A 24,833-nucleotide genomic window follows, 5' to 3' on the forward strand; every position below is an offset into this window, starting at 1 on the left:
GCGGGTGACGTACTTCCTCTCGTGGGTGCTGGCGATGCGGTAGCTGCCGTTGTTCAGGCGCGTGAAGTGCCACAGCACCGCCGCGCGACCGCGTACCCGCACCGCGGCGAGGTCGCCGCCTACCTCACCGCCTACGCCGACCGCCCGGACGGCGAGATCCCGCGGGGCCGCCGCGCCGGCGCGGGCCGTCGTGGCGGCCTCGGGGACGTTCGGCCGACCGTACCGGCCGGTGCTGCCGGGCCTGAGGAGTTCACCGGGCGCCAGGTGGACGTGGTCGGGGCTGGAAACCGAAGCGCTGTCAGGGCAAGTGCGCCCTGAGCTGATCCGACTCCAGAACGGTGCCCGCGGGGCCGGCCGGGTTGACGTAGAGCGCGTGGCCGGGTGGCAGGCGGTCCAGGAGCGTCGGCACGGTGACGAGGTCGCGGGCGAGGGCGCCGACACCGTCGAGGTGGGGTGATGCGGTGAAGACCGGGACCACGAGCCTGCCGTCCGCCACGGCGGCGCTCACCGGGGCTCCGTCCGGCAGGGCGAGCACCGCCACCTCGGCGGTGGCCAGAGCCCGTAGGACGTCCTCGGCCGGTCCGTAGCCGGTGACGGCGAGCTGAAGGGCCGCGTCGACGTCGTCGGTGGGCTCGGGCCAACCGAGCGATTCCGGCGAGGGGCGGTATGCCTCGTTGTCCTCCCACTCCTCGATCTCGCCGGTCACTCCCGTGCGCCAGCGGCCGACCACCACCCGGTCGGGCGGCACGCCCTCGCCGTCCCAGCCGGGGTCGATCATGCTGATCCAGTGCTCCGGCGCGAGTCGTGCGGCCTCGACGATGTCCTCGGGCGGCGTGGGCATCGCCGCCCTTGGCTCGTTCTCGTTCACTGGCACCTTGTTCGCCGTCGCCTTGTTCGCCGTCACCTTGTTCGCCGTCACCTTGTTCGCCGTCGCCTTGTTCGCCGTCGCCTTGTTCACTGTCATCCGGCTTTCCACTCGTCCGCCTGCTTCGGCCACCGGGTACCTGGACCACTTGTCCCCAGGGGTGGCAGTCCGAGACTCGCCCGTAGCCGGGCGGCGAGGCGCGCGACCGTTCGGGGGTCCGCTCCCTGCGCCGCCAGGAGGATGGCGAGCCGGCGCACCGCGGCGCGGAACGCGTCCCCGGCGTACCGCCAGTCCGCGAGCACCCGGTCCGGTTCGCCCGGAAGGAGCAGCCCGAGGGCCGCTTCCCAGGCCTGGGCCGCGTTCGTGTTCGCGTTCGTGCTCTCGAAGTCGGTGAAGGCCGAGCGCCAGATCCGGCGCGACGCCGTGGCCGCGATGGCTTCGACGACCTCCGGCCAGGGGCCGGGGCGTGCCAGCAGCAGCCGCACCTGGTCGAGCGGTGCCAGTCCGCTGCCCCGCACGCCTCCGCCGAGTTGCGCCTCGACGTCCATCCCCGGGGTGATCTCGATGCCGGCGTCCCGCAGTTCGGCCAGGACGACGATCTCGGCACCGGGGAACCCCGGCGGGCTCCCGGGCAGGTCCACCGCGCTCACCTGGCCGGCGATCCACTGACGTCGGGCGTCCTCGGACGGCGGCGCCTGGGGCGGGGTGTCGCCGTCCGCGACGGCGTCAGGGGCGGGTGCGAGGGGCTGGGCCGCCAACTCGGGCGGACGGGTCCGCGACCAGTGCGCTCCCGTGTCGTCCTGGGGCGGGGTCATGACGAGAAGGCTCTCGTTCACCGTCGGCCGCCGGTCGAGGAGTTGGAGGGGCCGCGTCGGCAGCCACACCGTCCGGGCGGCCCCCGACCTGGCCGCGACCGCCGCGGCCAGGTCCGCGTCCTGTGCCCCCGCACCGACGGGAACGACTGCGACGTCGCGGTCCAGGCGCGCCAGGACCGGATCGTGGAAGAGCAGCTCGGCGATCTCCTCGTACGGCACCGAGCGGGTGGTGCCGTCCGGCCAGGGCATGTCCACCCGTCCAGGAGTGGTGCCGCGCATGTCCAGTACGTAGGCACCGGGGTGGGTGCTGCTTCCCGCGTCCTTCCTGTGCCAGGGCGCCAGGGCCCCTCGGCTGCCCTTCAGGCCGCCGTCGGGCGAGATCACGTAGCGGTCCGCCCAGAGGCGGACGGGTGCGGCCGTCCTCGTCCAACTCCGGCCGGCGCTCGTGCCGTTCACCGACGTGATGAGGGTGCGGTCGTCGAGCGCGCCGTTGCGTTCGAGGTCGTACGCGGCGAGCGCGGTGGGGTCGTGGGCGTCGCGGCCGCGGGCCGCCGTCGTGGCCGCCAGCAGGAGGAGGTCCTCCCGCGGGGCCTCGTCCCGTGGATTCTCGCCGGTGGGCAGGTGGAGCGCCTTCGTCGTCAGGACGTCGGGGTCGGGGTGGTTCTCCACGCTCTCCACGGCCTGGACCATGGCCCACAGCGCGTGCTGCCGGTCGGTCGCGGTGACGGGCTCCGACGTGCGCAGTCCCAGAACCTGGCGGGTCCACCGTTCCGGGCCGTGCCGGCCGATGAGTTCGCGGGCCCGGTCCACCGAGGGGAGGGGGGCGAAGTCGGGCAGCGCGGACCGCGGGCCGGTGGACAGGCGTGCCGACGCGGCCTCGAGCGTCGTCCGTACGTCGTCGGGATCCGGCGGCGCGGGCCGGGTGCCGGCGGCGGTCGTCAGGCCGTGGTGTGCTCGGGTGACCCGGTCGAGCAGGTCGAGCGTCAGCTCCCCGTACTCCCGCAGGTTCCCGTCCCCGCGGCGCATGATCTCCAGGGCGCCGATGCCGCGCAGCAGCCGGCGGTACGTGCCGGCCGGGTCGTCCTTGTCGTGCTCCACCTCGACGCCGAACGTCGAGCGGAGGGCTCGGACCAGTCGCAGCGCCGTGTCCCTGGCCATGGCCGGAGTGAAGTCCGGGGACGTCTCCAGGCCGGCCTGCCCGGCCAGGGTGTCGAGTTCGTCCGGGGGAGGTTCGGGACGGACCTTCACCATGTCCACCGGGTCGTTGGCCGGTGTGGTGGGGATGCCGTGGTCGTACAGCTTGCCGTTGGCGTAGCGGCTCCAGTGCTCCCTGTTCGGGGCGTAGACGTCGCGCCGTGTCACGTTGGAGACGTCCTGGGCGGCCGACGAGACGGCGAGCGGGTCGGGGACGAACGGGCGGACGCGCTTCAGGCCGGCGGCGGTGTGTCCTTCCGGCCCGCTCCCCCAGCAGGACAGGAACACGATGGGGGTGTCCCGGTCCAGTCGGGTCACGCTGCGGCGCCGTCGGAGGTAGCCGCCGGTTTCCGTACCCCGGACCGGAACGTTGTTCTGGAACATGTTCTCGACCATGAGGGTCTGCCCCGGCAGGCCGTGGACCATGAAGAAGTAGGGCTTTCGGCCCTTCCACGGCACCGGCCGGGGATCGCCGATCGGCTCACCGGTGACCGGGTCGTAGGCCGACCACTCCGTCGACCGGGTCAGCGTCTGGAGCCACGGTTCGCGCCGGATCAGGTCCGAGCCGTTGACCACCGCGCGGCCGACGGGCCGGCCCTCGTCGGTGAGGGTGACCGACTTGACGTCCGCGTCCCGGAGGGTCCGCCCCTCGATCGTGCGCAGGAAGCCTTCCCCGGATTCCGTCCGTGCCTCGTCCGGCCCCAGGTCGTCGGGCTCACTGGCGATCCACTGGCCCAGCGGCTCCCCCAGCGGCTCACCCGGCGACTCGTCGCCGAAGGCCCGGTCGTCGGTCACCTCGACGCGGTGCCGACCGGTGTCGGGGTGCGGCTTCAGGGCGACCTCGCCGCTGTGCGACCACAACGTCCTGCGCGTCCGGGCCGCCGCCCCGCGCGGCAGGTCCAGTCCCATGGCGCCGGCGTTCGGCGAGACGAGCACCACCTCGGCGGCGTCCTCACGGCCCGCCAGTTCCTCGTCCAGCGCCAGCAGTTCGGCAAACTCCTCGGGAGACAGACGCCACCGTTTACTGCCGTCCGGCAGGGCCAGCCCGACCCTCGTGTGGTCGCCGTCCTTCGTCCCGATCACGTACGGGAGGGGAGCGTCGGGCCGTCGCGCCCACGGCGACGGCTGGGGGTCCCGGTCGTCGCCGGCCACGACGTCGTACGAGGAGACGTCCATGTCCCGGGCGGGCCGGCCCGTCCAGTCCCGGCCCAGCGGGGTGCCGTCCGGGGCGGTCAGGCGGGTGGCGTCGGACAGCAGACCGCTTCTGCCCAGGTGGTACGCGGTCAGTGACGTCCGGCTGGTCGCCCGGCCTGCCGCCATCGCCTCGTCGACCAGCTCGTACAGGGCGCGTACGCGGTTCGACAGGTCGTCGGCGTCGAAGCGCACCGGTGCGGGAGCGGAGTGCGTGAACTCACCGTCCGCGTCGCTGTCCGCGTCGCTGTCCGAGTCACTGTCCGAGTCGTCGTCGGAGTCGGGGTCGTCGTCCGGGTTGTCGTCGAGGTGCAGGAGGCTCCTGGCGAGCCGGTCCGGGCCGGTGAAGTAGTCCGCCTTGCCGAAATCTTCCGGGCTCAGTTCCGCCAGCCGGGCGGCGGCCTCCGACAAGGGGGAACGGTCGACCGTGATGACCGCCTGTCGTCGTGCCGCCCGGCCGGTGGCGCCGTCGATCGGTCCGACGGCGCCGATGTCCCGGCCGCCGCTCTCCACGGTGATCGGGAAGTCCTCGGCGCGGACCGTGCCGCCGCGTACTTCCTCGACGTCGCGCACGGCCCGCTCGTTGAGTTCCAGCTGACGCCGGATCTCGTCGAGAAGGAGGTTTCGCACGGCGTCCGCCCGCTGCCGGCCCACCGTCTCGGCGTGCTCGACGGCGTCACCGGACAGCGCGAAGCGCGGGCCGTTGCTGTAACCGGTGACCGTGATCCCGGGGAGCCGGAGACCGGCCCTGAGGTCCCGCAGGGTGGACACCACGATCTGCTCGGCCAGGTCGGCGAGTTGCCGGCGCTGGTCCGGATCGGTGACGTCCCGATGGCGATGTTCGAAGGCGACCCGGGACCGGGCCTGCGGAAGCGTCGGGGCGGACTCGGCGGGTCCGTCGTCGTCCGACGCCGTCACGCTCTCGGGCTCGGCCTCAGGCCCGGGCCCGGTGTCGGTGTCGGTGTCGGTGTCGGTGTCGGTGTCGGTGTCGAGCGGATCGTCTTCGGCGTCGGGCTCCGGCCGGGGCGCCGGGTGGACCGGGTCGTGCTCCTCGGGGCCCAAAGGCATCGACTGGAGCTTCGGCGGCTGGGAGACGGGTTCCGGCGGAGCCGGTGGGGGTGCGGGGCCGGTCGCGGCGGTCTTCACCTGGTCGGTCCGGACGACGACGCCCAGCCGTGCGCTGAACAGGGCCGCCACGTTGGCCAGCCAGTCGGCGGCTTCGGCGGCGTCCAGATCCGGACGGACCGTCTCGCTCATGTACCGGCCCGACTTGTCGTTGACCACCCAGGAACGCAGCTTCGCGCTCCAGCGGAACTCGCCGGACACGCGGCTGCGGCCGGGCAGCGTCCGGCCGGCCGTCTCCCCGCCGTCGTCGACGAACCCGGCGGCGATTCCGGTGTGGCCCAGCCCGTCCAGCGTCTTGCGCAGCGCTTCCGCCGTCAGTTCGGGGTCCTTCTCCCGCATTCCCGCCAGCAGCGCGTCGAACTGCTCCGATGTGACGATCCCGCTCAGGTCCTCCGTGCCGAGGATCACCCGCCCGTCGTCGGTGACCGTGTACAGCCACACCGCGTCCCGGTTCCCGGTGATCAGCAGGTCGGGATCGACCTCGTCCAACGCCGCCCACAGGGGATTGAGCCGGACGTCGCCGTCCCGGTCGCGTTCCTCGTCCTTGATCCGCTTCGGGAGGACCGAGTCGCCGAACCGGTCGCGGGCTCCCGCGTCGCTGCCGTCGTAGTGGCCGCTGCCGTCGTAGTAGACCTCCGTCTGCCGCGTGGCGTTGTCGGGCCCAGCACCGCTGACCCGTCGGGCACCCGACGGGAGCGACCGCACCACATCGACCCGCAGGTCGAACGCGTGCGCGAGCAGGGGCAGGAAGATCTCCCCCGCCGGCGTGCCCCAGCGCCGCTCCCAGTTGACGACGGCGTCCAGGAGCGTGGGCAGTTCCGTGTCGTCCAACGGCGCGGTGCTCTGGGTGTACACGGTACTGAGCAGACGGCCCAGTGCCGTGTCGTGGAGGTCGTCGGGTACCGGCAGCAGGCCGTGCCGCTCGAGGTGTTCGAACATCCGGCGCGGGCTCAGGTCCCCGGCCTCCGCCTCCACGACGGCTCGGGCGTCCTTCGGGGAGATGCCGGGGTCGGCGGGCTGCGACACCATGCGTGCGTCGACGTACCGCCTCAGCAGTTCGGCCGGGTCGAGGGCCTCGGGGACGGGGACGTGCCGCACGCCGTGGTGGGTGAGGAGGGTGAGCATCTCCGCCCGGTCCATGGTCCGGACGCGTGCGGCGAAGGCGTCGGCGACCGTCTGCCGGAACTGGCCGATGATCTGCGGGTGCAGCCGTCCCGCGCTGCGGCCCACGTAGTCCTCCGCGTAGGACCGCATGGCATGGAGCGCGGCCTGCGCGGGGCCGGTCGGGGGCTCGCCGGTCCTGGCGCGGAGCGCGGTCTGCCGGCGCAGTTCGGCGCGTACGGCGTCGGGGTCCCCGAGCAGGTCGTACGCGGCTCGGTCGGTGGCGGCGAGGCCGCCCAGGCGGCTGCGGAGGTGCACGGGGTCGCCGGCCAGGAAGGAGTACAGGAGGCACTCCCCGGTGCCGGGCACCGGCACCCGGCGGCCTCTCGCCCGGCCGCTGCCGCGCCCCGGACCGGAGTCCGTGCTGCCGCCCCCCGGAGGCGGAGCCTGAGGCGGCTCGGACTCCGGTTCCACGGCCTTCGCCTTCTGCGTCGGGGGAACGGTGTCCTCCGACGTCGGCGGGCGCGTGTCCTTCGACGCCGGCGGGCGCGTGTCCTGCGGCAGTGGCGGGGCCGTGCCCTTCTGCGCTGTCGGGGCGGTCGGGGCGGTCGGGGCGGTCGGCAGGGCCGATTGGTAGTGACCGTCGGCGAGGCTCAGCACCACGTGTGCCCCGGAGTGCGCGGGCCTGCCGACGAGTCCCTGGAGGCCGCCGACGTCCACCGGGTCCTCGGGAGCGAAGTCCTGGAAGGAGCCGTCACTCCCGACCACCGTGACGCGCACACTGAAGGTCCGTGCGGCGAGCAGCGGCAGCAGGTCCGCCGCGGCGTGGTTCCAGCCGGCCTCCGACGCGGCGTCACCCGGTCGCAGGAGCTGGGCGATCGCCAGTGCGGACCGTGCAGCGGGAGGCAGGTCGACGGCGTGCGGTATGAGGCCTCCGAGGGCGTCGAACTCACGGCGGGCGGGTGTGCCCGCCGCGAGGTCCAGGTTCGCCGCGGCGATCTCCTGTGCGCTGAAGGCGTCGGTGTGGTCAGGGGTGACGGCGGCCAGCAGGTCCTCGTCGGCGTGGTCGGTGAGCCAGGAGGCCATCCTCCGGCGCAGTCCGGTCATCGCCTGTGGATCGTCGAGGTCGATGCCTTCCGCGGCCGGCAGCCCCGGGGCGGCGCGTTCGAGGCCAAGGGCGAGCGCGCGGAAGAAGGCGTCACCGTCCCTCGGCACGTCGTGGAGCGTGTACGTCTCGTTCGCGGGTGACGTGAGGACGGTGCCCGGCCCGGTACCGGTCCTGGTGTAGCGGGGCGGGGCAGGGGGCTCGGGTTCGGGCGTCCTGGGCGGAGCCTGATAGGTGACCTCGGGCGGCTCGGCGAGACCGTTCAGCTCCTCCCGGCCCTCCGCCGTGGCCGCGAGCCGGTGCCAGCGGGTGAGCTGGTCCGCCCCGGCCCGTACCCGGTGGTACTCCGCCGCGGCCTGCTCCGCCGTGTCCCTGAGCGCGTCCAGCTGGGCGCGCCGGGTGTCGAAGGCGTCGCGTGCCGTGTCCCGGCGGGCTGTGGCCTCGTCGAGGGCCCGGCCGGGCGCTCTCGCGGACAGCAGGGCCGCGTCGAGCCGGCCGTCGGCCGCCGCCTTCTCGGTACGCGCGGTCTCCAGCCGCAGATCGGCCGCCTTCCGCAGGTGCCCGGCGGTCTCCTTCACGTCGGCCAGACGGGCCAGGGCGGCGTCCTGTTCGGTGCGCAGGAATTCCGCCCAGCCGTCGTGCTCGGGTTCGGCGTAATCGTCCCCGGCGAAGGCGTCGGCCTCGGCCTGCGCGGCGGCCACGGCCGCGTCCGCCTTGCCGTGGTCCCGGTGCGCGTCGGTCTCGGCGTGGGTCAGGGCGTTCTGCGCGTCCTCGACCCCCGTCCGGGCGAGGTCGACCGGGCGTGCCGCCGCGCGGGCGGTCCCAGCGGCCTGGTCGAGGGCGGCCTGTGCGGCGTCGAGGTCCGCGCGCAGCCCGCCGGAGGTCCGCCGTTCCTTCCAGTAGGCCTTGTCCGCGGCGACCCACGCCTTGCTCGCGCTGTCGACCGCGTCCCACGCCTTCGAGACGCTCTCGGGGAAGTTCACGTCGGTGACGATCCGCAGCTCCCGGGCGACGTCCTCCCGGATCCAGGTGACGACGTACGCCTCTGACTCCATCGCCTGCGGGCCCGGCCTGGCCTTGGCGAAGGTGCCCCGCAGGTGGTTCGCGAGTTTCGAGTCCACGACGCCGCGGTGCACGTCGCCGACGCCGATCCAGGTGGCCGGGACGGCGAACAGGAAGGACCGGCCCGTCCGGGGTTTGAGGTTGCGCGAGGTCAGGTGGTCGTCCCCGACCGGCATGCCGTCGCCGTCGAGGTCGTTCGGGCCGGGGCCGAAGGCTCCGATCTGGTTGAGTCCGGCGTTGTGGGGCGAGTCGTACAGGAAGGCGCCGCCGAGGCTCGCGGACTGGCTGTGCTCGACGGACGACGACGTGCCGGCGTTCTCTCCGTACCGTCTGAGCACCTCCAGCTTCTTGCCGTCGGCGACCGTCAGCAGCAGCGCGCGGCTGAAGTCGGGCGCCGAGCGCAGTGTCAGCCGTCCGGTGTCGGTGCCCACGAGGGACTTCTCGGTCAGCCCCGCCACCTGGTAGCCGTCCGGTTCGGTGGTGCGCGGGAAGAACGCCGTGACCGCCGTGGAGCTGGTGCCGTCCTCCAGCGCCTGCGCCGAGCCGGTGCCGAGGCGGGTCAGTCCGGTCTCCCTGGTCCTGCGCAGGAGTTCGGTCAGGGTGAGGGCGTCGGGGCCGTCCTCGGCCTCCAGGGAGCTGAGGGAGAAGCCGGCGTCGTACGCCTTGGTGAGGAGAAGGTCGCCGGCCATGCGGATGTTCTCGATGCCGATGATCCCGCGCGGGTGCATGCCGTTCTCGGGGAAGGTGAACGGCCGTGTGACGCCGTCCCCGTCCCGGACCGTCGGTCCCTCTCCCGCTCCGGGAAGCGGCACCGGCCGGGGCGGGCCGGCCAGGGCGGGGTCGGCCGCCGGGTCGGGCGCGGGCAGCAGCCGGCCGCCGGCCGCGGAGGTGCCGGTCCCCTCCGTCTCCGTCCGCGCCGGCTCCATCAGGCTGAGCGGCACGTGCTCGCGCAGCGCGCCGACGTCGTCCTCCTCGACGATGCGCAGCCGGCCCCGGAAACGGTCGAGGGCCGTGGGATTCCCCTCCGCCGGCCTCGGGCCGGCCGGCGCGCCGGTGTTGGGCGTGTCGTCGGCCTCCAGGGTGATGCGCATCCGGTACGGGGTGACGACCTCCGCGTGGGGTTCGGTGGACGCCGCCCGGTAGATCGTGACGGTGGTGACCGTGTGACTCGACGCGGCACTCTTCCGGTTCGAGCCGCCCTCGGTGTACGTGGGTCCGGCGGCCGGGACGTGGGGGTCGCCGGTGTACACCATCTGACTGGTCAACAGGCCCAGGTCCGCGCCGGACGAGGATTCCGAGTTCCGCTGGGCGGTCTCGATGGCCCGCCGGTTCTCCTCCAGCTCCGCGCTGTGGTCGAGTCCCTCGAACACGGGCGTCCCGGGGATCAGTTCGACCCGTGCCCGTACCCGCCGGCTGCCGATCCGGACGCTGTCCCAGCCCCAGCCTCCGGCGGTGACCGGTGTCGACGGACCGGTGGTCGTCATCTCGCCCTTCAGCGCCCGCGTGGCGCGGCCCGTCACCAACTGCCGGACCCGTTCCCGGCTCTCGTCGTCGAGCCCCAGTTCCCGGATCCTCCGGTCGAACGCGAGCAGTACGTCCGTGGGGTCCAGCGCGTTCACCGCGTACGTGCCGAAGGCGGCGCCGCGCATCCAGGGCTGCGGCGTCCAGACCCGGCTCGTGTAGCGGGGGACGTCGCCCATGCCGTCGTCGATCAGCCCCATCCGGTGGGCACTCTTCTCCGGCAGATGCCCCAGCAGACCGCCCGGACTGGTCAGGTCCGTCCCCGCCGCTCCGGCGAGGGAGCGCGGCACGAGAGCGCCGGCCGCCGCGGCCGTCGCGATCCGGCCCGTGCCCAGGCGGCTGGAGAGCAGCGCGAACCAGTGCCGCACGTCGCCGGCGACCAGCACCTGGTGGGTGAAGCCCTTCCGGTTCATGTCCGCGACGACCGTGCGGACGACGCTGAGGCTGTGCGCGTGGGACGTCGAGACGGGATTGGCGACGATTCCGTACGCGCTCATGAGGCCGTGGCCCGGATTCTGGGCGACGGAGTAGACCAGTTGGCCGCCGAAGACGAAACTGGTGCTGTTGCTGATCTTGCCGGCCGCCTGGCGGGTGCCGCCGAGCGTCATCTCGGTGTCCATGGACATCGACGGTGTGAGGGCGCGCAGGTTCCCGACCGTAGTCGCGTATCTGAAGGTTCCCCACAGCTCGCCGTACGGGCCCTTGCCCAGCAGGCCGCTGCCCACCAGGCCCAGCGGCCCCGAGCTCTGGTCCAAGCTCGACGCCAGGTACTGGGGCGTGAAGGTGCGCACGATCGCGTCCCGGGTGGGGGCGCCCTCCTTCACCAGTTGCCAGGCGCTGCCCGACGCCGTCCGCAGGACGCGGTCCACCTCCGCGGTCAGCGTGGGTGACAGCACCATGTTCACGATGACGAACGGGTGCTGCTGGAACTCCCTGAACTGCGGGGTCCCTCGGTCGGCGAGCCGTCCGGCGGGCTGTTCGGTGCCGGTGCCGGCGGGCAGCACGAGGTCGCCCTTCGCCAGCGCGAGGGACCGCTCGGTGGTCATGGACGTGGGGGCGGGCTCGTCGGACAGGTACGGGTTGAGCGCCCCGTCCGCGTACGGGTCGGCCTCGGGCGTGTGCTGTACGGGGACGCCGATGAGCACCTGTCCGGTCATGGGGCCGCCGCCCCGCAGCCGGCCCGACTCCGTCCGGCCGAAGAGCACGTTGACCGGCTCGTCCAGGACCAGCAGCCCCGGCAGTCCGAGGCCGAGGCCGCGGATCAGGCCGCGGGGCCGCCAGTAGCCGCCCACGGTCGCGCTGAGGGACAGGTTGTAGCGGTACAGGTGAGTGGGCTGGTTGCTCACCGACATCGGTTCGTTGGTGACCGTCGAGCCGAAGGCGGTCTCCGCCTCCCACTGCCACCCCTGGCGTGCGCCCAGGGTCAGCCCGAGCGTGTTCCGGGGCAGGCCCGCGAGGTCGTCGACGGTGTTGTCGCGGCCCGAGAACGTGCCCTCGAAGCCCAGGTCCACGCCTCGTTTCGCGCTGCTCTGGCCGTCGAGCCGGTCGATGCCCTGGGCGCTGAAGCGCATTCCCTCGTCGGCGTCCTTGCCCTCGTACCGCCGCCCGGTCAGCGTCCCGCGCACCCGGACGGTGTAGTGGGTCTGTCCGACGGAGTCGGGGTCCGTGAGTCTGATCGGCAGGCCGATCGTGGTCAGCGCCTCCAGGTTCGCGGTGACGTTCTGCTGGGACAGCACGCCGAGGACCTGCAGGGTGTTCTGGAGCGCGATGCGGTACTTGACGGGATCGGTCCACCGGGGCGGCATGGGCAGGCTCTGCGCCGCCTGGAGCACCTGGTCCGGCTTGCGCCCCACCAGGTCGCCCAGGCGTGCGCGCCAGCCCTTCGGGGGGTTCGGCGGCAGCAACTGATCGAGGGGCACCACCAGCCCTTGGCGCAGATGCGCGAGGGCGTCCACCACGCCGTCGGCGAAGGCGTCCAGCAGGGTGCGGCCGACGCCGTCCGCCGCGTCCGGTGTGACGCGGGTGCGCAGGCCGTCGTCGAAGGTGAACTCCTTCACCCGGTGCATGCCCAGGGTGCGCGGGCGGTCCATGGTCAGGTAGGCCGGGACGAACGGCGGGGCTGCGCCGTTGCGCAGGGCGAGTGACGTCCCGTCGTCCCATCCGGCCAGCCGCCGTGCCTCGGAGCTGGTCATGCGGTCCAGGCTCCAGGTGAGGAAGCGTGTCGGCGGTGTGCTGTCACCGGCCCGCCGCACCCGCACCGACTTCACGACCAGGTAGAGGGCGGTTCTGGGCCCCTTCACCTGTCCGGCCGACTTGAGGGTGCCGGCCGCGCCGAGCCCGGCCGACCAGGTCTTCGCGTACGAGTACTGGGCGGTCGGCCCGAACTGGAGCCGCAGGTCGAAGGGGGCCGTGCCCGGATCGTGGAAGTTGAAGGCGGGACCGGCGACGGCCTGCAGCAGCAGGCTCCTGCCGTGTGCCCGGCTCCGCTCGCTGCGGACCGTCGAGGTGTTGATGTCCCGCATCTCGGCCTGGTCGGTCTCGCCGACGAGCACCGCCGCCCGCGGGATCAGTTCCTCCACCACGAAGACGCCCAGCGGTGACTTCTTCTTGTCGTCGGCGAACAGCGGCGGGGTGGTGATCCGGCCGCGCGCCATCGTGCCGCCGTGCCGCTGGAAGCTGTCGCCGGAGAAGAAGATGTCCAGCTCGGTGTAGGCCGAGCTGCCGGGGAGCGCCCCGATCCGTCCGGCCGCCCAGTCGCGGATGGCGGCGACGGGGCCGAAGCCCTCGGTGCGGACGAAGCGGTACTGGGAGTTGCGGTCCAGGTCGATCGTCCGGGGGATCCGGCCCGGCTTCCGCGCCTTCGTCACGCTGTCGGGCAGCCGTACCGAGAGCCCCTTGCGGATGCCGAAGGCGAACCGGGCGGGCGCGGCCGGGTCGGTGTCGGTGCCCGTGAGGACCCGTCCGGCGGAGTCGGTGACGCGTATCTCGTAGTGGACGTCGTCCAGATACGCCCGCGACTTGTCGAGCGTCCGGGTCTCCATCTGGTTCATGCGCTGGTCGGTCAGGGTGTAACCGACCTTGTCGATGAAGCCGAACCGCAGGGAGAGACGGCCGAAGCCGCCGAACGCCGCCGTGCCCGCCGGGCCGATCGGTCCGCCGAGGCCGTACTGGGAGTTGGCCTGCATGTTCTTGGTCAGCCCGAAGGCCGCGGCGGCCCGGTGCATACTGTCGATCTTCGTCGCGTCACCGATGCCGTCGTCGAACGGTGCCCAGTTGCCGTGGTGACGCGCCCGGACCCACAGGACACGGGCCTTTCCGTCCGCGTTGACGTACGGGAACGGGCGCCCCTCACCGTCCGCCAGCGTCTTCGGCTTGTCCCGGAGCGTCTGGCGGATGTCGTCCAGCAGTTGTGTGCCGTCGGCGGGCCGGGCGTCCGGCCTGTGCCCCAGTTCGCGGTCGATGGCGTCCAGGGCCTGTTCGAAGCCGCGCAGGACGACCGTGCTCTGACCGAACGTGCTCGGACTGGCGAGGAGTTGTTCGAGCTCGGCGGCGGTCAGACCGGATGGCAGCAGCGACTGGAGGTCGTCGACGTACCCGGGCATCTGCCGGCCGTCCGCGAACCGGGCCGGGGTGCGGCGTTTCCGTGCGGGCGGCGCCATGGCGGGGTCGAGGCGCGGGCGGTCCGGAGAGGGCGCTTTCGGCTCGGGGGGCTTCGGAACGAGGGACAACGTCCGGTTCGGCTCCTCGGCCGGAGCCCCGGCCGCGAACGTGGTGCCGGTGTCCGTGGAGGGCTTGGAGCCCGGCCTGACGGCCGACCAGTCGTCGGCCCGCTGACGCCGGCCGTCAGCCATGGGCAGCAGGGAGAGGACGTGCGGGCTCGCCGGGTCGCCCTGCGCGAGCAGGCCCACCGCGCCCGGTGATGTCCATACGCCGCGACCGGTCCCGTCGCTGAGGAGGCCCATGGCGTGCGGTGTCGGCTGTCCTCCGGGCATCGAGTGCGAGGCGGCGAGGACGACGTCGGCGGCCCTCGGGCGGGCGTTCAGCCCCGGATCCCGCGCCAGCAGCTCGGCGATCTCCTCGTACGGCACCCGGACACGGAGTCCACCGGGCAGGTTCATCGTCAGGTGGTCCGGCCCGCTCTCGCCCCGCACCAGGTACGGCGCGGGCCCGGTGGCGTCGCCGGTCCACGGCATCCGCGCCCGGCGCAGGGGGCGGTGGCCGTCGTCCGGTGCCGCCGCCATGACGAGGGCGCTGTCGACGTCCACCGTCACTCCGGACGAGTCCCGCGCCCAATGGCGGCCGGCCGGGGCGCCCTTGTCGTCGAACAGCACGGTGTCCGGGGAGAGGGCTCCCAGCAGCTCCAGGTGGAAGGCGCCCAGCTCGGTGGGATCGTCCACGTCGGCGCCTGCGGCCGCCGCCCGCACGACCAGTTCGAGCAGTTCGGGCCGCCGGGCCGGGTCCGGCCGGTCCAGGTGCAGCAGTCTGCCGGTGAGGGCGTCCGGGTCGGGGGTTCGGCTCTCCCACTCCAGGGCCTTCACCGTCGCCCAGAACAGCTCGGACCGCTCGGGCCGGCCGATGACCGCCGTGTCCGGGTCCAGCCCCAGGACATGGGCGGCCTCGTCGTTCACTTCCTGGTCCGTGAGACCGTTCAGCCCTTCGGCCACGGTGGTCACGTACGGCAGGGTCGCGAAGTCGGTGAGCACGCCGCCGGGACGCAGGCGCACGGCGTCGGCGGCCCGGGCCAACAGGTCCCGGTAGGCGCCGGGGCTCAACTCGCCGGCCACGTCGCCGTGTTCCGTCGCGCGGATCTCGCGGGCCGCGCGCTCGAACAGGTCCAGGCTGAACGGCACGACGTCGCGCAGCACCGGGTCGGCGTGGCGCATGGCCTCCAGGGCGCCGATGCCGGCGAGGAGTTCGGCGTAGCGGCTGTCGTCCTCGACCTGCACTCCGAACGTCACACGCAGCGCGCGCACCAGCCGCAACGTGCGCTCGCGGGTCTCCTGCGAAGCCGGTCCCGCCGGGTCGGTGTGCAGGCCGGCCGCGCGGGCGCGGTCGTCCAGGAGGTCGCCGGCGGGTTCGGGCCGGTGTTCCACCCACTGACCGCGCCGCCCCCGCGAGTCCGTGTGGAGGGAGTGGACGGGCCGGCCGTCCCGCCAGGTGATGCCGACCGTGCGGGTGCCGCCGTACACGGTGCGCCCGGTCTCGTTGGCGACGTGCTGGCTCTCGCTGACGGCACCCAGCGGGTCGGGGACGAATGTGTCGTCGACCCCTCGGCGCCTGCGGATCACACTCGGCGGTGCCGCGGCGGCGCACGCCTCCATCAGGACGGCGTGGTCCTCGGGGAGCCGTGCCAGGCTGGGACGCCGTTTGAGCATCCCGCCGGTCCGCTCCCGCCGGGTGCCGTGGTCCTCGTTCGACAGGGTCGGCACCCGGGTCTCTCCCGGGCGGGCGTGGGCGGCGAAGACGTACACCGGCTTGCCGGCGAACGGAACGGGATCGTCGTCCTCGGTCCACTCGCCGGTGACCTCGTTGTAGTGGTGGAGCTCCGTCGCCGTCGTCGCGTACCGCAGGTCGGCCAGCGTCCGCGGGGGTTCTGTGTCCTTGAAGACGCCCCGGCCGATCGGTCCCCGGTCGGTGACGATGGTGTGGGACAGCGTCTCCTGTTCCCAGTAGGGGGCGTTCGCGGACTCGGCGGGGTCGAGCACCTGACCGGGGGTGCTGCGGATCCAGTCGGTGCGCTGCCTGCCCGGGCCGCCGCGCAGGGAGACCACGTGCGGCTGTGCCGGGTCCTGCGGCGCGGTCACGTCCACGCCGCCGTTGGCCGACCACACGTCCCTGCCGACCCGGTCCGCGGCCCGGCGCGGCAGTTCCAGCCCGCGGGCACCGGCGCCGGAGACGAGCAGCACGACGGGAGTGCCCGCGGGAAGCCCGGCCAGCTCCGGGTCGAAGGCCAGCAGTTCGGCGAAGACGTCGAGCGGCACCTCGCGCGGGGCGCCGTCGAAGCCGCGTACGACGATGTGCTCGTGATCGCCGTCCGCCCGCACGACGTACGGTTCCGGCTCGCCCGGACGGTGCCAGGGCGCGGTGCGCACATCGGTGCGGTGCGGGCGGCCGTCGGACCTGAGTGCCGTCCTCCCGCTGCTCGTGGTATCCACGCCGGGGTGGTGAGCGGTGGTCCAGTCTCGGCCGCGGGGGCGCCCGTCGAGGCCGGTGGTCATGGCGTGGGTGGGTGACAGCACGCCCTGGCGCCGGAGATGGAGCGCGGCGAGGGCGGCCAGAGTGCCCGCCGACTCCGCCGACTCCGCCGTGGCCAGCCCCAGCAACCGGTCGCGCTGCGCGTCGGTCACCGGATCGACGGAATCCAGAAGCAGCACCCGGCGGGCCACGGCGTCCAGGTCGAGCGGGCCGGACTCCAGCAGGGGGTCGTCCCGGCGGAGCCGGTCGAGGCGCGCGAGCCCGGCGCGGAGGACGGGGTACAGGGGATCCGACAGGATGCGGGGGCCGTAGAGGTCCGTCAGCAGTTCCTGGTGCCGGTTGTCCGCGTCGGTCGGGGGAGGTCCGGACGGGACGGTGGGTGGGGGCGGGACCGACGACGGTGTGGGTGGGTCTGACAGTGTGTGCGTCGGGTCGGCCTCGGCGGTGTGTCCGAACACGTCGTCGTCGAGGTGGTCCGGCAGGGGCGGGCCGGCGCTCTGGCCCGTTCCCGGATCGGGGCGGTCCGTGGTGGTGACGCTCACGTCCCGGTCCTCGAACGTGACGTCGTCCGCTCCGGTGTCGCCGCCGGTCGGCACGCGGGTGCTCGGCGCGGCGGGGCCGCCGGAGTGGACGGCCGTCCAGTCGGCGGCGGCCGGACGGCCTGGCAGGCCGGGGAGCAGCGTGGGAACGTACGGCTGCGACGGCCCGGTGGCGGCCAGACCCACACCGCCCTGGGAAGCCCATACGGATCGGCCGGTCCCGGCGCTGATGACGGCACGCGGGTCGGTGTCCGGGGTGGCACCGGTGGCCGGTGCGGTGGACGGGGCGGTGGACGGGGCGGTGGACGGGGCGGTGGACGGGGCGGTGGACGGGGCGGTGGCCGAGCCGGTGGTCGGTGCGGTGGACGTCGCGGTGCTCGGGCCGATGGACACGGCGGTGCCCGGGACCGCCTTCGAGACCGCCAGTACGACGTCCGTGCCGTCCGTCGGGCGGGTGTTCAGCACCGGGTCCCGCGCCAGGAGCTCGGCGACCTCCTCGTACGGCACCCGGCCGCGGAAGCCTCCGGGCAGGTTCATGAGCAGGTGGTCCCGGCCGCCCCCGGCCCACACCGTGTAGGCCGAGGGGCCGCCCGGCACGCTCCACGGCGGTCGCTCCTGGCTCACCGGCCGGAAGCCGCCGCCCGGCTTCGGGGCGGCCACGACGACGCGGTCGGTCGCCATGGTCGCGTTCGGCGGGGCCTGCGCCCAATGACGGCCGACCGGCGCGCCGTCGACGTCGCGGAGCTGGGTGGCGGGCGAGAGGGCACCGAGCGTCTCCAGGTGGAAGGCGCCCAGCTCGGTCGGGTTGTCCACGTCGACGCCGACGGCCGCCGCCTGGGCGACCAGGTCGAGCAGTTCGGGCCGCCGCGCCGGGTCCGGCCGGTCCAGATGCAGGACCCTGCCGGTGAGGGCGTCCGGGTCGGGGACCCGGCTCTCCCACTCCAGGACCTTCACCGTCGCCCAGAACAGCCGCGCCCGCTCGGCATCGCCGACGGCAGCCGGGCCGCCGTCGAGTCGCAGGACGCGGGCGGCCTCGGCGTCCGGGTTCCGGTCCGGGAGGCCGCTCAGCCGCCGCGCCGCGGCGGTGACGTGGGGCAGCGCGACGAAGTCGGAGAGTGTGCTGCCCGGCTGCCTGCGCACGGCGTCGACGGCCCGGGTGAGCAGGTCGCGGTAGGCGTCGGGGCCGGGGCCGGGGCCGGGGGCATACTGCTGGTTCGCACGGGCCGCGCGTGCGAACAGGTCCATGGAGAACGGGCCGAGGCCGCGCAGGGCCGGATCGGCCGCCCGCATCATCTCCAGGGCGCCGATGCCGGCGAGGAGATCGCCGTACCGGCTGTCGTCCTCGATCGCCGCGCCGAAGGCCAGCCGCAGCGCGCGGACCAGCCGCAGCGTCCGTACGCGGGTAGCCTCCGTGACCGGCTGGACGGGGTCCGTGTGCAGGCCCGCCGCGCGGGCGCGGTCGTCCAGCAGGTCGCCGGCGGGTTCCGGCCGGTGCTCCACCCACGTGCCGCGCCGCCCTCGGGAGTCCGTGTAGAGGCGGTGGACGAACTTGCCGTCCGGCAACGTCGCGAAGCTGACCATGTGGGTGCCGCCGTACGCCGTGCGGCCGGTCTCGTTGGCGACGTGCTGGCTCTCGCTGACGACCGCCAGCGGGTCGGGGACGAAGGTGTCGTCGATGCCCCTGCGGGTACGGACCACACCCGGTGGCTTCGCGCTCGAGCACGCTTCCATCAGCACGGCGTGGTCCTCGGGGAGCCGCGCGAGGCTCGGTCGCCGCTTGAGCATCCCGCCGGTCTCCCGCTGCCGGGAGTGGTGGGCCGGGTCCGTCGTGGTCGGAACCCGGGTCGCGCCGGGCCGGGCGTGCGCGCCGAAGACGTACACCGGCTTGCCGGCGAACGGCACGGGATCGTCGTCCTTGGCCGACTCCCCGGTGGCCGGGTTGTAGTGCCACAGTTCCGACGACTCCGTCGCGAGCTTCAGTGCCGCGATCCGGCGCGGCGCCTCGGAGTCCTCGAAGACGCCTCTGCCGATGGTGGTGCCCCCGTCGGTGACGACGCTGTGCGACCTCACCTGGCGCTCCCATGCCGGGGCGTTCTCGTACTCCAGCGGGTCGAACACCTGGCCGGGGGTGCTGCGGATCCAGTCGGCGCGCGTCAGCCCGTCCCCGTACAGCAGGGAGACGACGTACGGCTGCGACGGGTCCCGCTGCGGGGACACCTTCACCGTGCCGTTGGCCGACCAGACGTCCCTGCCGACCCGGTCCGCCGCCTGGCGCGGGAGATCCAGGCCACGGGCGCCGGCGTCGGGGACGAGCAGCACCACGGGGGTGTCCGGGGGCAGCCCGGCGAGCCGGGGGTCGCGGGCCAGCAGTTCGGCGAACACGTCGAGGGGCACCTGGCGCGGGGCGCCGTCGTAGCCGCGTACGACGATCCGTTCGTGGTCGCCCTCCGCCATCACGACGTACGGATGCGGCTCACCGGGCCGGTGCCAGGGTGCGGGCTGGACATCGCCGCGTCCCAGGGTGCCGTCGGGCTGCCGGGCGACCTTCCCCACCTCGGTGAGATCGAGGTCGGGGATCGTCGTGTTCGTCCAGTTGCGGCCCAGGACGGCGCCGTCGTCGGCGGTCAGCGCCTGGGTGAGGGCCAGTGCCCCACGGATCTCCAGGTGGAAGGCGGAGAGGGCGGCCAGGCTGCCCGCCGACTCCACCTCCGGGTCCATCGCCACTCGGAACAGCTCGCCGCGCTGCGCGTCGGTCACCGGGTCGGCGGGGCCCAGGAGCAGCACCCGGCGGGTCACGCCGTCCAGGTCGAGCGGACCCTCGCGCAGCGCGGGAACGGTCTGCCGGAGCTGGTCGAGGTGCGCGAGGGTGTCCCGGAGGGCGGGGTGGAGGGGGTTCGTCGCGATCCCGTGGCCGAACACGTCCGTCAGCAGCCGGTCGTACAGCGCCTCGGTGGCCGGGTCCGGCTCAGGGTCGGACCCGGAAGCGGACTCGGAATCGGAATCGGACTGGGACTCGAATTCGGGCTTCGGCTCGGGTTCGGGCGAGTCGTTGCCGTCCTCCCAGTCCATGATCATGTCGACCGAGTCGGGCGAACCCGGCTCGGAGGAGTTCCCGGTCGGTGCCCGGGAGCTGAGCGGCGTCTCGTCGACGGCGACGGGCCGTGTGGGCGGCACCTCGCGGGAGCTGACCGGAGCGGGCTCCGCCGTGCCGCCGGTGGTGGGTGGCAGTTCCTCGGACTCGGTCCGCACGGGCCGGTAGGGCGGCGGGACGTCGGAGGCGGTCCGGGCCTCGGCCTTCGGTACCGCGGAGGACGGGTGTGACTGCTCGGACTCCTTGGGCGCGGGGGTACGGATACCGTCCGGGGCGCCCATGTCCGGGTCCGACGGCCCGGCGGCGACCGCCGGGTCGCCGGGAGGCGTGGTCTGGGGCCGTGGCTGCGGGGTGGAGTTCGACGAGGTGTGGCCCGGGGACGGGGCGGTCGACGGGGTGGGTGCGGTGCGGGTCGCGAGGGGCGTCCCCGGGTCCGGCTGTTGCCGCCCGTCGGAGGTGAACCGGGTGGTGTCGTCGTCCGTCGACCGCTGTCGTTCGGTCTTGTCCGGTGTGAAGTCGCCGCCGCCCGTCCTGGCCGGGAGCGGTTCCGGGGCGGCGGAACCGACGGTGGCGGGCCTGTTCACCGGTAGCGCGTTGTCCGTGCCGGCGGACCAGTCGGCCCCCGGGTCCCTGGTCACCGACGGGCTGAGGGTGGAGAAGACGGTGTCGGTGTCCGGGTCGTCCACGAGGGAGTCCCGGTAGGGGTCCTCGTACGTGTTCGGCAAGGCGATGGAGTACGACGGCTTGTCCGCGCCCGTCGCCCCCGGGAGCGCGTACGCGTTGACGTCGTTGCCCACACCGTGAACCGTGTCGTGGTCCGGGAGGGACGAGACGTCACTGGTCTCGCTGAAGACCGACGCGCCGTCGCTGGTGTCGCCGGCGGAGGAGACGGAGTCGTCGCTGCCCGGCCCGTACAACGGTGTGTAGGGGGTATAGGGGGTGCCCTGGTCCCGGACGTCGTGGAGGTCGTGGCTCCCATGACCGTACATGTCGTCATAGGTGTCCCTGTACGTGCCGTCGTCGTCGTACGTGTTCCCGTAGCGGTTCCCGTGCTCGTACCGGTTCCGGCCTCCGCTCCTGTCACCGTCCCGGTCGCCGCCGCCCGGCAGGTCGTTGATGTCGCCGGATCCGAGAGCGAAATTCTGGAAGAACTTGTCGTTCAGCCATTTTCCGCCGTACTCCGCACCCGTGGAGGCCGCTTCGAAGAGGAGGCCACTGAGGCCCGCGCTGACGAACGTGCCGGGGTTGATCGCGAACGTGCCCAGGAAGACGAGGCCGGTGAAGGCCTCCGCGAAGGTCTCCGCCTGGCCCTCGTTGACGAAGGTGAGCGGAAGGTCGAACGCTTCCTTCCACGCACGGTTGTCCTTGAGTATGTTGCGTACGATCGGCTCGCTGAACTGGGAGAACAGGCCCCCGAAGAGTCCAGCGAACGCACCGGCGACCGCCGACTGGCCGATGTCCTTCCAGTCGAACGCGTCGCGCCGCCGGTCGGGGTCGTCCGGCGCCGTCATGGAGATCAGCTGCGAGGCGAAGGAGACGAACGCCTCCTGGATCGCCTCCAGGAGCACCGACAGCGGCGTGGGGACGGCGCGCCCCAGCCGCTGGAGGAGCAGCAGGATGGTGAGTGCGGTGCGTGCCTTCTGGATGGCGATCTCGGTGAGCGACGTGCCGCCGGTGAAGATGGACAGCGCCGCGATCAGGGCCAGTTCGATGTTCATCAGGATGAACTCGAGAAGGATCTGGTACTTCGCCTCCGACAGCTTGATGGAGCGCTCCGCCTGCCGGGCGCCCAGGTCCCGGAGTTCGTCGGAGAACTTCTGCAGATGGTTCTGACCGTTGTCGTCGACGAAGAGCCTCATCGCGGCGACGAACTCGTCGGCGATCCGCGGCGGGAGCGAGTTCCCGGCGGTGGAGATCGCTCCCTTCATCGCATCGGACAGGTCCCTGATGTCGTCGGCCAGCCGCCGGTAGGGATTACGGCTGTCGAAGCCCAGGTCCTCGTTGCCGGTGGCGACGTTCGCGCCCACCCAGATCTCGATGAACTCCCGCAGGCCGGGCGGGAACATGATGGCCATTCAGCGCCTGTTCTCGCTCTCCGAGCCCTGCGCCTCGATGTCGTCCAGGGCCTGGGTCTGCGGCCGCCGCACGTGGTCGGCCTCCGCGGCGACCGCGTCGACCAGCGCCATGAACCCACTGGTGATGGCCAGGACCGTGTCCGCCACCTGCTGCTGCTCCCGGCGGACCTGGTCGCCGACCGCGTTGGCGAAGTCGTCGTCGCCGCCTTCCTCGCCCCACCAGCCCGAGTACGCGGCGTTTCCGTTCTCGAAACGGGGCAGCATCTCGTCGCCGTGGCGCACGGCGTCGGCAAGGTGCCTGGAACCCTGCAGAATCGCCTGGATGTCGGCGGAATAGTTGCCGGCCATGGTTACGCGCCCTCCTGCCGTTCCTGCCGTTCCTGCCGTCCGTCGTCCGTGCCGTGGGCCGCCTTGGGCCGGGTCGCGGATTCCTCGTCGTCCTCGACGATCTCGTCGCGGAGCCTGCTCATCGCCGTGGGCCCCTGCGCCACGGACGTCTCTTGGAGGAGCGATCCGAAGACGGACTCCCAGTCGACGCCCATCCGTTCGGGGGCGGCACCGCGGGCGGTCATTCTGGTGAGCGGGTCGAGCATGTCGACCACCCTGCGGGCCATCTCGGCCCGCGCCTTGTTCGCGGCCTCCAGCACCGCCGCGGAGAGCTGGGCGGCGGCCATGGTCCGGTACTTGCCGTCGAGGAACTCCAGGCTGGTCAACTCCCCCTTCGCGCCGACGGAGACCCGCACCGACCGGTCCGCCGAACGCGCGGTGACCGACGCCGCGTCCAACTCGGCGCGTGCCGAGGCCGCCGCCTGCTCCGCCGCCTTGAGGTGCGCCATCGCCTGGGCCACTCGGTCTTCCATCGGCTGACTCATCCCGGTCCCCTTCTCCTCAGCGTCCCAGGGCCTGCGGCGCGCCGCCCTCGTCGGTGCCCCAGACATCCTCGTCCTCGGCCAGCCACGTGGTCCGCTCCCGGTCCCCGCTCTCCGTCTGCGGCCTGTCCCCCGCCCCCGCCCCGCCCATGGGTCCCATCGGCGGCATGAAGGGCGTGCTGCCGCTGGTCTGCGTGGACCTGGGGACGACGCGGTGTTCCTCGTCCTCGACGGTCGGCGTGGGGGCGGCCGTCCGGCCGGAGCGGCCGACCCCGGGCTCGATGACGGTCCTGGTGCGCTCGCCGCTGTTGCCGCCGGCCTCGCCGCCCGCACCACGCGCCATCGGCGGGTACATCCCCGGCGAGCCCGCTCCCGTGCCGGTGCCGGTGCCCTCGGCGGCGCCCGCCAAGGCTCCGCCGCTCTGCGGACGTCCGAGCGCCGAGGCGAGGTCGTCCTGGTTGTAGAGGTTGTCGTCGAACGCGGAGGAATAGGCCGAGCCCGCCGAGCCGACTGAATCCGTTGAGGCTCCCTGGTGGTAGGCGGAGAGGTCGGCAGGCTCGGGGAGGTCGGCGATGCGCCGGCGGATCTGCTCGTCGATGTCCTTCTCGTCGGCGTTGATCCTGTCGTACTCGGCCTGGATGTCGCCCATCCGCTGGTCGTACTCGGCCTTGGCGTCCTTGCGCGCCTGCTCGGCCTCGCTGCGCGCCTCCTCGCGTTCCGCCTGCGCGTCGGCCTTCGCCTGGTCGTACTCGCTTCTGGCCTCGGCGTCGGCGGCGTCCGCCCGTTCGACGGCCTGCCGTTCGGCGGCGTCGATCTCCGCGATCCGCCGGTCGTACTCCTCGCGGGCCTCGCCCTCATCGGCGCCGGCGGCGACCTCACGCTCGTACTCCTGGCGTGCCTGGGTCCGCTCCTGCTCCGCGTCCTGCCGCGCCTGATCCCGCTGTTCCTGGGCTTCCGCCTTCTCCCGTTCGTACTCCTGTCTCGCCGCCGCCTCCTGACGGTCGGCTTCCTGGAGGGCGGCGTCACGCTCGGCCCGGGCCTCGGCCCTCTGCTGCTCGTAGTCGGCCTGCGCGTCGGCCTTGGAGTTCTGGGCGTCCAGCCTGGCCTGCTGCTTCTCCTGCAGTGCCTCGCGGCGGGCTTCTTCCTGCTGGGCCTCCGCCCTGGACCGCGCGTCGGCCTGGTCCTGCTTGGCGGCCTCCCTCTCGGCACCGGCCTGTGCCCTCGCGGCCTCCTGCTCACGCTCCGCCTCGGCGCGCGCCCGGGCCTGCTCCTGCCTGGCGGCATCCTTCTCCGCGACAGCGTCCGCCTTCGCAGCCTCCTGCTCACGCTTGACTTCGGCCTGAGCAGCCTCCTGCTCAGCCTTCGCCGCCGCCTTCTCCTGGCCGGCCTCCGCCTTGGCCGCGTCCTGCTCACGCTCCGCGTCGGCGCGCGCCCGGGCCTGCTCCTGCCTGGCGGCATCCTTCTCCGCGACAGCGTCCGCCTTCGCAGCCTCCTGCTCACGCTTGACTTCGGCCTGAGCAGCCTCCTGCTCAGCCTTCGCCGCCGCCTTCTCCTGGCCGGCCTCCGCCTTGGCCGCGTCCTGCTCACGCTCCGCCTCGGCCCGCGCCCGGGCCTGCTCCTGCCTGGCGGCATCCTTCTCGGCAGCAGCCTGCTGCTTCGCGGCCTCCTGCTCACGCTCCGCGTCGGCCTGCGCCCGGGCCTGCTCCTGCTTCGCGGCTTCCTTCTCGGCAGCGGCCTCCTGCTTCGCGGCCTCCTGCTCGGCCTTGGCCTCGGTGCGATCGGCTTCGGCCTGGGCTGCGGCCCGCTCCCGTTCCTTCTTCGCCTCGTCCTGCGCCTTCTGGTTCTGCGCGAGGACGATCGCCTGCTGGTCGGCGGCCGCCTGCTTGGCCTCGGCCTTCTCCCGCTCCTGCTCCGCCTTGGCCTCGGCCTTCTCCTTCTCAGCCTCATCCTTGGCGGCAGCCTGCTCGGCCTCGGCCTCAGCCTTCTCCCGCTCCCGCTCCGCCTTGGCCTCGGCCTTCTCCCTCTCAGCCTCATCCTTGGCAGCGGCCTGCTCGGCCTCGGCCTCAGCCTTCTCCCGCTCCCGCT

Annotated in this window: 4 protein-coding genes and 1 pseudogene; all 5 read right to left on the bottom strand. The window is 73.2% G+C overall.

All coding sequences use genetic code 11. The features are described from left to right. Window positions 1-298: 298 nt before the first annotated feature. Window positions 299-964, bottom strand: a complete 666-nt coding sequence (locus QC283_RS36925; RefSeq protein ID WP_279566164.1) for a type VII secretion system-associated protein — start codon at window positions 962-964, stop codon at window positions 299-301. Then, a complete protein-coding gene (locus tag QC283_RS36930; RefSeq protein WP_279566165.1) occupies window positions 961-21,879 on the bottom strand; it encodes a lonely Cys domain-containing protein in 20,919 nt (6,972 codons plus the stop codon). Before QC283_RS36930 ends, QC283_RS36925 begins: the two co-directional genes overlap by 4 nt. Further along, window positions 21,880-22,227 (bottom strand): hypothetical protein, encoded by a 348-nt coding sequence (locus tag QC283_RS36935; RefSeq protein ID WP_279566166.1) that lies wholly within the window; start codon window positions 22,225-22,227, stop codon window positions 21,880-21,882. It lies immediately after the preceding gene. A gap of 2 nt (window positions 22,228-22,229) precedes the next feature. Beyond that, window positions 22,230-22,739: a YbaB/EbfC family nucleoid-associated protein gene (locus tag QC283_RS36940; protein WP_279566167.1), complete on the bottom strand. Its 510-nt coding sequence runs from the start codon at window positions 22,737-22,739 to the stop codon at window positions 22,230-22,232. Between the two features lie 28 nt (window positions 22,740-22,767). Further along, window positions 22,768-24,833, bottom strand: a pseudogene (locus QC283_RS36945) (hypothetical protein); the annotation flags it as partial.

Origin of the sequence: Streptomyces sp. DH41, assembly GCF_029813785.1 — a bacterium.
GTDB lineage: Bacteria > Actinomycetota > Actinomycetes > Streptomycetales > Streptomycetaceae > Streptomyces.